Origin of the sequence: Bacteroides sp. An19, assembly GCF_002160215.1 — a bacterium.
Lineage (GTDB): Bacteria > Bacteroidota > Bacteroidia > Bacteroidales > Bacteroidaceae > Phocaeicola > Phocaeicola intestinalis.
Genome location: NZ_NFKD01000022.1, coordinates 1 through 14,180, shown reverse-complemented (window position 1 = coordinate 14,180; position 14,180 = coordinate 1). Strand labels below are relative to the sequence as shown.

12 protein-coding genes, 1 tRNA gene and 1 pseudogene are annotated in these 14,180 nt (G+C 49.7%); 7 read left to right on the top strand and 7 right to left on the bottom strand.

What is annotated here, in order from left to right; translation table 11 throughout:
• Window positions 1-42 precede the first annotated feature (42 nt).
• Window positions 43-1,392, top strand: a complete 1,350-nt coding sequence (locus B5F25_RS10130; RefSeq protein ID WP_013617412.1) for an MATE family efflux transporter — start codon at window positions 43-45, stop codon at window positions 1,390-1,392.
• 82 nt (window positions 1,393-1,474) lie between these two features.
• Complete coding sequence (locus B5F25_RS10125; RefSeq protein WP_158098051.1) at window positions 1,475-1,684, top strand: hypothetical protein; 210 nt, start codon at window positions 1,475-1,477, stop codon at window positions 1,682-1,684.
• An 83-nt stretch (window positions 1,685-1,767) separates the two neighbouring features.
• Here B5F25_RS10125 and B5F25_RS10120 read toward each other — a convergent pair whose 3' ends face one another.
• Window positions 1,768-3,021 carry an Nramp family divalent metal transporter gene (locus B5F25_RS10120; protein WP_087249410.1) on the bottom strand — a complete coding sequence of 418 codons (1,254 nt, stop codon included), beginning with the start codon at window positions 3,019-3,021 and terminating at the stop codon, window positions 1,768-1,770.
• Window positions 3,022-3,147: 126 nt separating this feature from the next.
• The gene (locus B5F25_RS10115) at window positions 3,148-4,410 is read right to left on the bottom strand and encodes a putative DNA modification/repair radical SAM protein (protein WP_087249366.1); all 1,263 of its coding nucleotides are present in this window, start codon (window positions 4,408-4,410) and stop codon (window positions 3,148-3,150) included.
• A gap of 227 nt (window positions 4,411-4,637) precedes the next feature.
• On the opposite strand from B5F25_RS10115, the gene B5F25_RS21695 reads away from it, so the two are divergent.
• A complete protein-coding gene (locus B5F25_RS21695; RefSeq protein WP_162614394.1) occupies window positions 4,638-4,817 on the top strand; it encodes a hypothetical protein in 180 nt (59 codons plus the stop codon).
• 68 nt (window positions 4,818-4,885) lie between these two features.
• Here B5F25_RS21695 and B5F25_RS10110 read toward each other — a convergent pair whose 3' ends face one another.
• The gene (locus B5F25_RS10110) at window positions 4,886-6,283 is read right to left on the bottom strand and encodes an rRNA cytosine-C5-methyltransferase (RefSeq protein ID WP_087249408.1); all 1,398 of its coding nucleotides are present in this window, start codon (window positions 6,281-6,283) and stop codon (window positions 4,886-4,888) included.
• Between the two features lie 265 nt (window positions 6,284-6,548).
• Between B5F25_RS10110 and B5F25_RS10105 the strand changes: the two genes are divergently transcribed.
• The 3 genes and pseudogenes from B5F25_RS10105 to B5F25_RS10095 all read left to right on the top strand — a co-directional run.
• On the top strand, window positions 6,549-7,343 hold the full coding sequence (locus B5F25_RS10105) for a thymidylate synthase (protein ID WP_013617267.1): 795 nt from the start codon (window positions 6,549-6,551) through the stop codon (window positions 7,341-7,343).
• 11 nt (window positions 7,344-7,354) lie between these two features.
• Window positions 7,355-7,840, top strand: a complete 486-nt coding sequence (locus B5F25_RS10100; RefSeq protein WP_087249364.1) for a dihydrofolate reductase — start codon at window positions 7,355-7,357, stop codon at window positions 7,838-7,840.
• 98 nt (window positions 7,841-7,938) lie between these two features.
• Window positions 7,939-8,736, top strand: a pseudogene (locus tag B5F25_RS10095) (mobilization protein); the annotation flags it as partial.
• A 198-nt stretch (window positions 8,737-8,934) separates the two neighbouring features.
• Here B5F25_RS10095 and B5F25_RS10090 read toward each other — a convergent pair.
• Both B5F25_RS10090 and B5F25_RS10085 read right to left on the bottom strand, forming a co-directional pair.
• Window positions 8,935-10,104 carry an iron-containing alcohol dehydrogenase gene (locus tag B5F25_RS10090; RefSeq protein WP_087249362.1) on the bottom strand — a complete coding sequence of 390 codons (1,170 nt, stop codon included), beginning with the start codon at window positions 10,102-10,104 and terminating at the stop codon, window positions 8,935-8,937.
• A gap of 274 nt (window positions 10,105-10,378) precedes the next feature.
• Window positions 10,379-10,924 (bottom strand): DapH/DapD/GlmU-related protein, encoded by a 546-nt coding sequence (locus B5F25_RS10085; protein ID WP_087249360.1) that lies wholly within the window; start codon window positions 10,922-10,924, stop codon window positions 10,379-10,381.
• Between the two features lie 203 nt (window positions 10,925-11,127).
• Between B5F25_RS10085 and B5F25_RS10080 the strand changes: the two genes are divergently transcribed.
• Complete coding sequence (locus B5F25_RS10080) at window positions 11,128-12,033, top strand: helix-turn-helix domain-containing protein (protein ID WP_087249358.1); 906 nt, start codon at window positions 11,128-11,130, stop codon at window positions 12,031-12,033.
• Window positions 12,034-12,499: 466 nt separating this feature from the next.
• On the opposite strand, the gene B5F25_RS10075 is transcribed toward B5F25_RS10080, so the two are convergent.
• Window positions 12,500-13,675 (bottom strand): site-specific integrase, encoded by a 1,176-nt coding sequence (locus tag B5F25_RS10075; RefSeq protein ID WP_087249356.1) that lies wholly within the window; start codon window positions 13,673-13,675, stop codon window positions 12,500-12,502.
• Window positions 13,676-13,889: 214 nt separating this feature from the next.
• Window positions 13,890-13,965 (bottom strand) — tRNA-Lys (locus B5F25_RS10070).
• Window positions 13,966-14,180 lie beyond the last annotated feature (215 nt).

Below are 14,180 nucleotides of genomic sequence, written 5' to 3'. Positions count from 1 at the left end.
TTCCTAACTTTGCACCGCAATTTTAACGAAAGAATACACAAAATGAACGCAAACAATCCGCACGTGCTGGGAGAAGCACCTATAGGGAAACTGCTGTGGCAATACTCCATCCCCGCCATCATCGGCATGACACTGACCTCATTGTACAACATCATCGACAGTATTTTCATCGGCCACGGCGTGGGTGCCCTTGCCATCACCGCCCTTGCCATCAACTTTCCGCTGATGAACCTGCTGATAGCCTTCAGCACACTGGTAGGCGTGGGAGGCGCCACGCTCTCATCCATCCGTCTGGGGCAAAAAGACGTGCAGGGAGCCGAAGACATCCTGGGCAATGTCACCATCCTGTGCGTGGTCAATGCCGTCGTGTTCGGAAGCATCTCGCTCATCTTCCTCGACCCCATCCTATACTTCTTCGGTGCCACCGAAGCCACCATCGGCTACGCACGCCAGTTTATGCAAGTCATCCTGATAGGCACGCCCGTATCGTACGTGATGATCGGACTGAACAACATCATGCGCGCCACGGGCTATCCGCGGAAAGCGATGCTCTCGTCGATGCTCACCGTAGGGTGTAACGTCGTCTTCGCGCCGCTCTTCATCTTCTGGCTCGAATGGGGGATGCGGGGTGCCGCACTGGCGACCATCCTCTCGCAGTTCGTCGGCATGATATGGGTGCTTCACCACTTCTGCAGCCGGTCCAGCTACATCCGGTTCCAGAAACGGCGCCTGCGGCTGAAGAAGAAAATCATCCTCAACGTGTTCAGCATCGGCATGTCGCCCTTCGTAATGAACGTGTGCGCCTGCTGCATCACCATCTTCATCAACAGCAGCCTGCTGAAATACGGAGGCGACCTCTCCATCGGCGCATTCGGCATCCTGAACCGCATCCAGATGCTCTTTGTGATGATTGTAATGGGTATCACGATGGGGATGCAGCCCATCACCGGATACAATTACGGGGCAGGACATTACCAGCGCGTGCGGCAGACACTAAGGCTGGGAATGACCGCCGCCGTTATCATCACCACCTGCGGCTTTGCCATCGGCGAACTGTTTCCGCGTGTGTTCGTAGGAATGTTCACCACCAATGACGAGCTGACCCGCCAAGCCACCGTAGCGGTACGCTTCGGAGTAGCCGCCTTTGCCGTGGTGGGTGCGCAGATTGTCATCACCCAGTTCTTCCAGTCTATCGGGAAAGCCAAAATCTCCATCTTCCTCTCCCTCTCGCGCCAGCTGCTGTTCCTTCTTCCGGGACTTGCCCTGCTGCCTCTTGCCTACGGATTGGACGGCGTATGGCTCAGCATGCCCGTGTCCGACTTTCTTGCCTTCATCGTGGCAGTACTGATGCTCGGACACCATTACCGCACGAAAATGAGCGTAGGCAACTGAACCGAGGCATCCGAAGTGCTCCCAACGATTTTGGGAAACGCAGATTAACGCGGATTAGAAGCTGTTTTGAATTTATCGTGCGATGATTTGGGATGAGTTTTTGAGGCATTTTTGCTTCTGTGATGAGGAAGATAGCGGGCTATCTGACGAAGAACAGGAGCGGAAAGGACCAAAAAATCGCCCAAAGCACACACGAAAACGGATACATCAAGCCAAGAAAAACTTTTTGGAGAAATTCAAAACAGCTTCTTATTTTGATTTACTATTTTTCGATTTACGAGGTACGATTTAATGCTCAAATAGTAGATAGTAAATTGTCAAATCGTAAATTAAAATAATCTGCGTTTCAAAAAACACTGTGGTGAAATCCGCCTGTCAACTGAACAACAACATCAGATTAAGCACCGAAACCACCGCGGCGATGGTGTAGAGCACGAAGGTGCTCCAGCGCGAATTGGCGTACTCGCCCATCACACGCCGCGATGAGGTAAGCCCCACCTGCAGGAAGACGGTGAACGGAAGCTGCACGCTCAGCACCATCTGCGAAATAATCAGTCCCTGAAACGGGTCATTGATGAAAAAGATGACCAGCAACGCCACACCTAATGAGAGGAGCACACCCAAGCGCGAATGGATATCCTTAATGTGATACGGCTCGCCGAACATCCCGGCAAAGATAGAGCCTGCCGCCATCCCGCTTGTTACCGTTGATGAAAGCCCCGCCATCAGCAATGCCAAAGCGAAAATCGTACCCGCCTGATTGCCCAGCAAAGGGTCGAGCAACGATTTTGCCTGCTGCAACTCTTCCACCTGCACGCCCTGGGCAAAAAAGGTGGATGCCGCCAGCAGAATCATCGCACTGTTGATAGCCCAGCCCACGCCCATCGAGAAGAGCGTGTCGTAGAACTCGTACTTCAGCAACCGCCGGATGGAGCGGTCGTCTCCTTTATTATACTCACGGCTCTGCACCACCTCCGAGTGGAGGAAGAGGTTATGGGGCATCACCACCGCACCCAGCACGCTCATGATGATAAGCAGGCTGCCCTGAGGGATGCTGGGCACCACCCACGAACGGGCGGCAAGAGGCCAGTCGATGTCCACCAGAAACAACTCGTAGAGGAAAGAAAGCCCGATGACCGACACAAAACCGATGATGCCACGCTCGATGCGCCGGTATGAGTTGGTGAAAAGCAACACCACCACCAGCACCGTAGTGAGCAACGCGCCCCATACAATGGGCATCCCCACCAGCATCTGCAGGGCTATCGCTCCGCCCAATATCTCGGCAAGCGAGGTAGAGATAGAGGCAAGCACCGCACTGCCCAATATGGGGCGGGCAATCCAGCGGGGCGCATAACGGTGTGCCGCCTCGCTCAAGCACAAGCCGGTCACGATGCCGAGGTGTGCCACGTTGTGCTGCAACACTATCAGCATCACCGTAGACAGGGTAACCACCCACAACAGGGTATATCCGAAATCAGAACCCGCGGCAAAGTTCGAAGCCCAGTTTCCCGGATCGATAAATCCTACGGTCACCAGCAGTCCGGGACCGATATACTTGAAGAAATCCAACCCGCCCAAATAGCGCTGGTGGTCTTTTCGTTTCAGTTCATTCAGTAGTTTTTTCAGCATAATAAAAAAGCATTTATAAGTTGACTAGTTGACTAGGTACCAGGCGACTAGGTTATAGATAGTTTTGCTTGCGTCAACAAGACTATTCAGAACCTAGTACCTAGTCAACTGGTACCTAGTCACCTAATCCCTGAAATCCAGCGTCAATTGCCTCTCGTCCTCTTTCCGCTTCGGCTTGGGAAGCAAGAGCCTGCGCACGCCCGCCGGTCCCAACTCGTGGATGGTCTTGTCAGGAAGCTCACGGCACGTAATGAAAAAACGCGCTTTCTTCATCACCGCCCCCATCTGTTTCAACTCGTAGAAGCCGATGCGCGAAAAACGGCGCGACATCACAATCATCTTTGCCGACTTCACCCCGATGCCCGGCACGCGGAGCAACATCTCGTAGTCGGCACTCTGGATATCGACCGGAAACAGTTCGGGATGCTTCAACGCCCACGCCAGCTTGGGGTCAATCTCCATATCCAGGTGGGGCGAAGCGTCGTCCACCAGTTCGTCTACCCTGAACTGGTAATACCGCAAGAGCCAGTCTGCCTGATACAAGCGGTTCTCGCGCACCAGCGGAGGCTGTTTCAGCAAGGGCAGGCGTTTGTCGTACGTGTTCACCGCCACATAACCCGAATAGTAAACCCGCTTCATCGTAGGCTGGCGGTAGAGCGCCGACGATACGCTGAGGATGTCCTTGTCGGTCTCGTCGGTGGCACCCACAATCATCTGCGTGCTCTGCCCTGCCGGCACGAAACGCGGGGCATGGCGGTGCAGCTTGCGCTCTTCCGCACTTTCCAGCACGCCCTGCTGAATGTACTTCATCGGCAAGTACACGCTACGATGGTCTTTCTCCGGAGCCAGCAGCTTCAGATTCCGCTCGGTAGGGATTTCCAGGTTCACGCTCATACGGTCGGCATACAGCCCCGCCTCGTGCACCAGTTCCTGACTGGCACAGGGAATACTCTTCAAGTGGATATAGCCGTTGAAACGGTGCTTCACCCGCAGGTCTTTCGCCACCCGCACCAGCCGCTCCATCGTATAATCGGGATTGCGCACCACGCCTGAGCTAAGAAACAACCCCTCGATATAATTGCGACGGTAAAACTCCATGGTCAATTCCACCAGTTCCGTCACCGAGAGCGTGGCACGCGGGATGTCGTTGCTCACCCGGTTGATGCAATAGGCACAATCGTAGATGCAATAGTTGGTCAGCATAATCTTCAGCAGGGAGATGCACCTCCCGTCCTCGGCAAAGCTATGGCAGATACCCACACCGCCCACGGTATTGCCCACACCGCCCTTCGTATTGCGGCGCACCGTCCCGCTCGACGCGCACGACACGTCATACTTAGCCGACTCGGCAAGCACCTTCAGTTTATGCAACACCTGTTCGTTCATCTCTTCCGTTATTTAGAATCATTTCAAATTCAAAGATAACAAGAGTTTCCCAGTTATGCAAACTTTTGCCAAGTTACTGTTCTTTATCCTGCTTTTTATCCTACAACACTGTCCACGTCCACATAGTAGTCTGAAGGATTGTTCCTATCCATGTAGACACGCACTTTCTTCTTGGGATTGATTTCATAACTTTCATACCAAAACGAAGCGCTGCGAAATAAATGTATATGGCACTACCCCAAAAGATAAATTTCACTCATCTGAGTCATTATTCGGAAGTCCTCTGCGATGAAACACAACATCAGAGTCGTGTTCATTATCCTGAATCAAGAGGGCACAAGATTTATTTCCCTACCGACCTTGACATATCAGCTAAAAACATCATCGCCGATATGTTGATTTTTTAACGGACTATTGTAAAAATATTTGGCAAATAAATCAGTATCACAATATATAATCTGTGGTAAAAAAACAATCACAAAACACAGACAACCTGTTCAGGCAAATAGCCGCTCCGTATACGCCACTCCTGCGGATAAAGGTTATTTGCCCGATTGCCTATATTCTTGACTAATCCCAAAACCATTCCTTTATACCTTATTAATATATAGCCCTTAGGCATATCCGAAGGCAAAACTACCGATTCTTTCCGCAAATAAGCGATTGCCTGTTCATAGTTTACTTCTACAGAAGAAAATACGTCTTCATGACAAACAGACATTGCCAAAGAATGAGACGGTATCAAATCTTTTCCCTTGACTTCTGCTACCTGAATACCTCCATAAACCACATGCATTGTATCACGAAGCCGTTCATATATTTCCTGATAAGCCACCGGGAAAGCTGTTATTTTGTTTTGACCGGCCACAAACGAATAGTCATCCGCCTGTTTCACCCATGCCTTGGCCTCTTTAGGTACAACCGACGGCTTACTTTTACCTCCCTTGCCCCGTCTTTCTCTATAAAGCTTGCCGCATGGGGCTGCATCCGTTTCTCCCGACTTGCGCAAGACCGCCATAAACAATCCCTCGCCTTCGGTGCGGTGAGGCAGGAAACGATAGACAGGGAAATCTTTTCCAACCAAATTGCCGGAAATGTTCCATCCGGGCTGCACTTCTACCGGAAGAACTTCCGCCCCCAGTTCCTCGGCGATCCATGCCACATTGTCCTCGTTTTCCTCCCGATTGTACGTACACGTGCTGTACACCAACAACCCACCAGGCTTCAGGCAATGCCAGATATCACGCACAATGCGGCGCTGGCGTTGCCAACATAGCGTCACATTCTCCACACTCCACTCTTCTACCGCCACGGGGTCTTTCCGGAACATGCCTTCGCCCGAACAGGGCACATCGGTCAGGATAACGTCGAACAACTCGCCCAACGGCACAAAATCCGCCGGATCATTATTCAAGACCACCGTACCGGGATGCCCCCACTTCGTCACATTTTCCGCCAGCACCTGCACCCGGTTGCGCATCACTTCATTCGCCACCAGCAGGCTTCCTTCGGGCAAGACCGAACGTGCCAGCGTAGACTTTCCTCCCGGAGCGGCGCAAAGGTCGAGCATCACCACCGGCTCGTGTACATATTGCGTCAAGACCTGCTCGAGAAACATCGAGGAAGCTTCTTGCACGTAATAGCATCCGGCATGAAACAAAGGGTCGAACGTGAATGTAGGACGGGAAGCCAGGTAATAACCCGACCCGCACCACGGCACCTGACGCCCGCCGGCAGGCACGGCATCCGTCTTCAAACGGTTCATACGAATACTGACCGGAGGTTCCTTGGCAAGCGTTTCACGAAAAGCGGCAAACTGCCCTTCACCCAGCAAGCCGCCCGTCCGGGTTATAAAATCGACAGGAAGATTCATAAGCATCTATTATAATAATGAACGGCAAATTTAAATAAAAATCGCGAGATTATCCTCAATACCGGAGAGGATTCAAGCATGCGTTTTGACGAACATAAGTGAGTCGGCCGTTTCACATAAGTAACTCGCGCATTTCACCTAAGTGAGTCAGCCCTCTCACTTATGTTCGTTTGCGAGAGCTTTTGGGCAATCTTTGAAAAAGAATGTTTGCGCATTCGGCCGAATCTGATTACCTTTGCCCAAATTTCAAGCAAACACGACAAGAATGAAACAATACTTAGACCTACTCAGACGCATCCGCACCGAAGGCGTGCAAAAGCATGACCGTACGGGAACGGGCACCATCAGCATATTCGGACACCAAATGCGCTTCAACCTTGCGGACGGATTCCCGCTGGTGACTACCAAGAAACTGCATCTCAAGTCCATCATCCACGAACTGCTTTGGATGTTGAGCGGAGACACCAACGTGCATTACCTGCAAGAAAACGGCGTGCGCATCTGGAACGAATGGGCGGACGCGGACGGAAACTTAGGACACATCTACGGATACCAATGGCGCTCATGGCCCGATTACGAAGGAGGGGTTATCGACCAGATAGCGGAAGCCGTAGAGACCATCAGACACAATCCCGACTCGCGGAGGATTATCGTCAACGCATGGAACGTGGCGGACCTGAAAAACATGAACCTGCCGCCTTGCCACATGTTCTTCCAATTTTACGTGGCGGACGGAAAGCTGAGCCTGCAAATGTACCAGCGCAGTGCCGATTGTTTCCTGGGCGTACCGTTCAACATCGCCTCGTATGCCCTCCTGCTCCAAATGATGGCGCAAGTGACAGGGCTGGAAGCCGGTGAGTTCATCCATACGTTAGGCGACGCGCACATCTACCTGAACCACTTGGAACAAGTAGACCTGCAACTGACCCGTGAGCCTCGCCCGCTCCCGAAAATGAGATTGAACCCGGACGTAAAGGACATCTTCGGCTTCAAATATGAAGACTTCGAACTGACCGATTACAATCCGTGGCCACATATCGCAGGAAAAGTATCTGTATAATAGAACTCACCATGATTACCATCATCGCAGCTATCAACAAAAACCGGGGACTCGGTTTCGAGAACAAATTGCTTTATTGGTTGCCCAATGACCTGAAACGCTTCAAGGCATTGACCACGGGACACACCATCATTATGGGACGAAAGACTTTCGAATCGTTTCCGAAAGGGGCATTGCCCAACCGGAGAAACATCGTACTAAGCAAAGGTGACCACAACTTTCCGGGTGCCGAATGCTTTCACTCGCTGGAAGAAGCCCTGATGCATTGCTGCAAAGAAGAAGACATATATATTATAGGTGGAGCCGGCTTGTATGCCGAAGCCTTGGTCATCGCCGACCGGCTTTGCCTAACCGAAATAGAAGATGACAAGAAAGAAGCGGACGTATTCTTTCCGGAAATCGACACGACCCACTGGAAAGTGGTGAACCGGGAAACGCATTCCGTTGACGAAAAACATGCCTACGCATACAGTTTCGTAGATTATGAGAGAGGTTAACTAGGTCCATCCGCTGTAAGATTAATAATCTTCAGGCTGCAAGATTATTAATCTTACAAGCGGAAGATTATTAATCTTACACCAGACGAAGTTATCCGGAACGGCAGTTCATTGAGGGTGAGAACAAGGCGAAAGAGAAATACCGCCAATCCCTTGACAAAGACATTGCCGAAAAGGAACGTCAGTTAAAAGACGAGCGCAAGGCGAAAATGGACAGCATATTGGACAGTGTAAGTAGCCTTGTCGGGGTGGGCAAATTCGCAGCAATCGAAAAGGAAAACGCCAAGCTGAAAGCCGAGAACGAGCGCATCAGAAAAGCCTTTCCCGATGCCGTCAACAAGGAAGTTGAGAAGAGGACAAAAGTACTTGCAACGGAGAAACAGAATGCAGAAACCGAACGGGACAGGGCTTTGATGCAGAGCCGTTCACTTGCCATTGAAAGGGACAAGGCGGTACGGCAGCTTCAGGAGCAAAAGGACGGCGAGCGGCAGCGCATTGACTTTACCGTAAGCCGTGCCACGGCGGAGAAAGACAAGACAATCCGCCTGTTACAGGATGCGCTGAAAGCGAGTCGGGATATTCTTAATTTGCTTGCCGGCATTCTCTACAAGGCAAGCGAAGTCTTTAAGCAAGCCATTGATGCGATTATCCATTTCGGCACGGAGTGCCACAAGTCTTTCTTTGCCCCGTCCGAAGCAGCCGACATCAAAAGCGTGATGCAGGAGTACGGAGAAACAACCGAACAGCAAAATGCGGTCGGAGCATGGCTTTGTGGTTATGCGGAGAGCCGACAGCCTTTTGACGAAATTAAACATCGCCATACACTCAAAGAGGTTGGCGATGTGGCGAAGGGGAAGTATGATTGGAAAATAGAACGAAAACAATTAAGACTGTGAAGTACAACAGTCTTATTATGTGGTTACTTTGCGGAGGCTGTGTCTTGTCGCTTAAAGAAATAGGGCAAAATGGAAATGGCAATCCTTTCCCATTTTACCCAAACTGTTATTTTGCGCCTTAGCTGTGGGAAAAGAAAGTATGTGCCACAGCGTAAGCATTACGATGGATAATGCTTTTGATTTCTGTCTGAAGACGGTTTATCTATAAGACTTACGGTATATTTCCACACAGTCCTCGTGCGACATTTCCACTGGGTCTGCCATGAAGAGTCCGGCGGTAGTTTCACGGGCGTTCTTGGCAAACTGTTCAAATTCATCTGGACGTATGCCATAGTCTGACATCTTCAGTCCGTCCACATCGCAGGCACGTTGCAAATCGACGAGTGCCTTCACGAAGTCCATAGGTTCTCCGGCGTCCTCTTTACCAAGCATCTTCGCCATGTCAATGAACCGTTCGCCACGGACGTTGTGGTTGATGAAATAGGTATAATATTCGCGCGAAATCATAATCAGTCCGGCGCCATGCGGCAGAGCCGGATGATAGGCGCTCATCGCATGTTCCATGGCATGCTCGCTGGTGCATGAGCCAGTCATCATGGCATACCCTGACATGGTGTTGGCAAAAGCCACGTGTTCACGGGCTTCCATGTCGTGCCCGTCTTTTACGGCACGGGCGAGGTATTTGCCTACGTTTTCAATGGTTGCACGGGCCACCATGTCGCACATCAGGTTGGACGCGCGGCTAATGTAGCATTCAGTGGCTTGCAGCAATGTGTCAAAGCCCTGGTAAGCCGTGAATGTCGGCGGAACAGTTGCCATCAGTTCCGGGTCGACGATGGACAATGTCGGGAAGAGAACAGGGTACACAATGCCCATTTTCTCGTTGGTGTCGGGATTGTTGACCACACCGCCGCAATCCACTTCCGAACCCGTACCGGCTGTCGTGGTAATGGCAACGATGGGCAGAGGATGGTTTTCAATAGGTTTCCCTTTACCCGTACCGCCTTGCACATAGTCCCACAGGTCTCCGTCGTTGGTTGCCATCAAGGCTATGGCCTTTGACGCATCCATCACGCTGCCTCCGCCCAACGCTACCACGAAATCACACTGTGCCTCACGCGCCGTTGCTGCACCCTCCATGATTACGGGCTTCAGCGGGTTGGCGCCGATTTTGTCGAACACCACATAATCAGCACCTGCCGATTTCAGTTGGTTTTCCGTGCGCTCCAGATAACCGTTGGCACGCATTGACTTTCCGTTTGATATGACCAGCAGTGCTTTCTTTCCGGGCAGCTGCTGTTTGCCCAATTCATTCAATGCCCCTTGTCCGAAGTACCACAAGGTGGGCATAAAAACCTTAAAACTCATACAAGATCCTTTCTTTATTTTAATATTACTTCATCAGTTGGCGATATTATTGTCAGCTGCACGCCGACGGTTACGGTTTCAAAAGGTGGTCTTTCTGTCTTCGAGACATGGTCTTTTACCTTTTAATAGACGGTCTTTTGCAGTTTAAAAGGTCGTCTCTTGCAAGCCTGCCGGAAGCAAGTGAAAACCGTAAGTATAAGCCGTCTTAATGTAACAAACCGGAAGTGTCTGCCGCAACGGGCACAAATAATCACGCCAACGATTTATTACTGTTTTATTTCTCAAACTTTTCCTTGTCCAAATACTTGACCACTTTGGCCGGGTTTCCTACCACAACGGCGTAAGGCGGCACGTCCTTTGTTACGACGCTGGCTGCACCTACTATGGCATATTCGCCCACCGTAATGCCCGGCAAAATGGTACTGCCTGCCCCAATCCATGCGCCGCGGCAGATATGAATGGGCTTGCAGAGCAACAGTGGACGGTCGTAAGGGTCGTGATTGTTGGTGATGAGCTGTGCGTTGGCGGCTATCATGGCGTCATCGTCGATAGTGATGCCTCCGGCGGACATCATCAGGCAGTTGCTCATTACCATTACGCCTTTGCCTATCTTCACGGGGCACGCAAGCACGAGTGTGAGCGGTGCCGTCACCATGCTGCCTTCGCCAATGTTGTCCTGAAACAGTTCGTGAAGCACGGCATTGTACTCGTCGGTGCCGGGCATCGTATGGTTCAGTTTGAATACCAGGCGGGCGGTGCGCTGACCGTCGTCATCACGTTCCTTATCGGGAATTCTGATGTCAATTACTTTTTCTTCCATTTTATCTGCGTTTATTTAAAATATAATTTCTTTATTCTATTGCTGGTGCAAAGGTACGCCAAACACAGAAATTCATCCTTATACGGATTACAGAAAGGAATAGATGTTTTACAGAAATGCTTCTTTTACCGCATAATAATCAATTATTCGGCAGTAATAATCAATATTTTCAGTATCTTTGCGTTCCTTGAAAGGAAAGAATCATGAGTGACATTTTAGACTTGAGAACAATAGACGATTACAACCAGTTTCATGGACTTGAAACGCAGCATTCGCTGGTAAGTTTAGCCGATTTCTCAAAAATGGAGAAGTGCCCCCACCGCCGAATGCGTTTAGGCTTTTATGCCATTCTGCTGAAAGACGAAATATACGGACCGCTGACTTACGGACGCAACAAGTATGACTATGAGGCAGGCACGCTGGTCTTTATTGCACCCGGTCAGGTGATAGGAATTGATGACGGCGGATATACGCCGCACCCGCAGGGCTATGGTTTGTTTTTCCATCCTGATCTGACACGTGGCACATCGCTCGCCCACAAGATGAAGGACTATACATTCTTCTCATACGAAGTGAATGAGGCTCTGCACATGTCAGAACGCGAACGGCAGACCGTATTCAACTGTTTCGGTGAGATAGAAGAGGAACTCAGGCACGACATTGACAAGCACAGCAGGAGTATCATCGTTTCCAATATTGAGGTGCTGCTCAACAACTGCCTCCGTTTCTACGACCGCCAGTTCGCCACCCGTTCCGTCATTAACAGTGATGTGCTGACCCGCTTCCGTACGCTGCTGAACGATTATTTCAATTCCGACAGACCTGAGGAGCAGGGATTGCCTTCGGTGGCATGGTGTGCCGACCAGCTACATTTCTCCGCCAACTATTTCGGAGACATGGTAAAGATGCAGACTGGGAAATCCGCCATTGAATGCATCCATCAAGCAGTCATTGACAAAGTAAAAGACCTTCTTCTTGAAACAGACAAGACAATCAGCGAGATAGCCTACGAAACCGGCTTCAAATATCCCCAGCACCTGACCAGGCTGTTCAAGAGTACAGCCGGATGCGCCCCGAAAGAATATCGGGAAAATGCCGGAACCCTATAAACAAAATCTTTTTTCAGTAACGCTTGACCGTACGGCTATATAGCCATGGTCAGGCGTTTCTTTCAATAATAATTCTTCTTCGTGTTTGGCTGGCTAACTCAAACATTAACAAATTCAATTCATCAGCCATACTACCTTTGTCTGCTATTACTTATAATTGCGGTATTTAAGACTTGAACAACACCACAGACTTCCATATCGGGGCGAGATGTTTCCTTGCTTGCATAAAGTGATTGACTTTTGCCAATCAAGACTCTACTTTGAATGTCAAGGCAAGCAGACATTCGCGAAATGCCGGGGAGTATAGCAAAGTTCTCACAAAGAACTGATGATATACTTGATTTATAGTTTATTTGTACCATTTTTGGCCCACTATCCATATAACATTTAGAGTGTATAGAGGGGGTCGTCATTTTAACGACCCCCTCTCGATATAAGCACCTTAGCTCTTACTTGCGGTAATTTTTTATTTCCAAACCCTGAACATCCTATCTCCAATGTTCTGCGACACATATTGCATGGGCAGTTTCGCATAGATTTCGGTTGTCCTTATAGAGGTATGCCCCATCATAATTTGCAGCACCTCTTTGGATATTCCTTGCCCAAGAGCCACCGTACAGGCGAATGTATGGCGGGCAATATGTGTGGTTAAAGGAAAAGGACAGCCGAGAGCCAAGCCTATGCCTTTAAGGAATTGATTGTACTTCTGATTGGAGGTTATCTCCATATTGAAGTTGTTACGCTCCAAGATTTTCCGTGTGATGGGCAGGATAGGTGTGACAAACTCATTTCCTGTCTTTATGCGGTGACCGTCAATGTAGTCCTTACCGTCAATGGAAACAACGTGCTGCTCGTAGTCAAATGATTTGGCATCGCTGTATGCCATGCCTGTAAAAGTCTGGAAGAGGAAGAAATCAAGATACTTGTTCATTACTGCATCCGTGCTCTCCTCTCGCATACGGATTAGCTTTTTCAGTTGAGCTTCGGTAAGGTGAGGACGGTCACTTTTCTCCCCACGCTTGTCTTGGAACCGCTCGTATGGGTTCTCTTTGATGAGCCCAAGGCGGAAAGCTTCGGACACATACGACTTGAACCGCTTGTGGTAGTTGTGGATGGCTGCCTGACTTCTGACGATTGGTTTGCCTTTGGTGGTATAGGTCTGTTCTTCCCTGATGAAAAGATCAAACTGATAGATATGTTGCAGGGTTACATCATCAAAAGTCTTGAACTTGCCGAAACGTTCAAGTGCTTTGTAGGTGGTCAGATGTCCCTTTCGAGTACCTTCACGGAGCGGACGATTATTAATACGCTCCCTAAGCCACGCCATAAAGTTACGGCGGTTGCCGCCGTCCGCACTCAAGTAGGTCTTGAATTGAGCGATAGTCATATCGTCCTTGTTCACCTGCATGGCGATAAGGATATGCTCGAATTCGGTTACTTTTTTCTGGATTTCCTCGTTGATGACAACGGCACGCGGATGATTCACCACCACCCCATTCTCCCATTGGTCAAGGGTAACGCTATGCCCTGAATGGAAATAACAGCGTTCACGCTGGAGACAGACCACAATTTCGATAGCTCCCGCCACTGTTGCCGTGGCTTTCTTCTTCCGGTTGAAGAACAATCTTACGTACTTACTCATAATGGTAACACATTTGTGAGATTGGTAACACAGCTATGGTAACACAAAACCCGTCCAAAAGGGGCTTTTTACGTCCAAGTGTGTCGCTTTTTCTCGTTTTTTTTGATGGTGTCACCACCTTTTATGCTGCCTCAAAAGAAGATGTAACTAATTGAACGCCAGCAGTATTATACGAATTAAAAAGAAAAGGTCTTCACCTCTGAAGACCTCTCTTTGGTGATCCGCTTGGGGCTCGAACCCAAGACCCCAACATTAAAAGTGTTGTGCTCTACCTGCTGAGCTAGCGAATCAAACCTGTTTGCCATCATTCCTGATTGCGTGTGCAAAGGTATAACTTTTTTCCGAATCTGCAAAGGATTCTTCAAAAAAAGTACAAATATATTGCCGGCAGAGTCAACCAGCGAGTGCAACATTACGAAATATTTTTGAAAAAGACCTCAGCCGGAGTCAAGAAATTGAGTTTTTCTCTCGGTCTGGCATTAATTTTCTTCCTGATCTTGGTTAT

What these genes read in the sequence shown, in the direction of transcription:
- B5F25_RS10130 (WP_013617412.1), top strand. Translation starts at nt 43, where the DNA reads ATGAACGCAAACAATCCGCACGTGCTGGGAGAAGCACCTATAGGGAAA.
- B5F25_RS10125 (WP_158098051.1), top strand. Translation starts at nt 1,475, where the DNA reads ATGATTTGGGATGAGTTTTTGAGGCATTTTTGCTTCTGTGATGAGGAA.
- B5F25_RS10115 (WP_087249366.1), bottom strand. Translation starts at nt 4,410, where the DNA reads ATGAACGAACAGGTGTTGCATAAACTGAAGGTGCTTGCCGAGTCGGCT.
- B5F25_RS21695 (WP_162614394.1), top strand. Translation starts at nt 4,638, where the DNA reads ATGGCACTACCCCAAAAGATAAATTTCACTCATCTGAGTCATTATTCG.
- B5F25_RS10110 (WP_087249408.1), bottom strand. Translation starts at nt 6,283, where the DNA reads ATGAATCTTCCTGTCGATTTTATAACCCGGACGGGCGGCTTGCTGGGT.
- B5F25_RS10105 (WP_013617267.1), top strand. Translation starts at nt 6,549, where the DNA reads ATGAAACAATACTTAGACCTACTCAGACGCATCCGCACCGAAGGCGTG.
- B5F25_RS10100 (WP_087249364.1), top strand. Translation starts at nt 7,355, where the DNA reads ATGATTACCATCATCGCAGCTATCAACAAAAACCGGGGACTCGGTTTC.
- B5F25_RS10090 (WP_087249362.1), bottom strand. Translation starts at nt 10,104, where the DNA reads ATGAGTTTTAAGGTTTTTATGCCCACCTTGTGGTACTTCGGACAAGGG.
- B5F25_RS10085 (WP_087249360.1), bottom strand. Translation starts at nt 10,924, where the DNA reads ATGGAAGAAAAAGTAATTGACATCAGAATTCCCGATAAGGAACGTGAT.
- B5F25_RS10080 (WP_087249358.1), top strand. Translation starts at nt 11,128, where the DNA reads ATGAGTGACATTTTAGACTTGAGAACAATAGACGATTACAACCAGTTT.
- B5F25_RS10075 (WP_087249356.1), bottom strand. Translation starts at nt 13,675, where the DNA reads ATGAGTAAGTACGTAAGATTGTTCTTCAACCGGAAGAAGAAAGCCACG.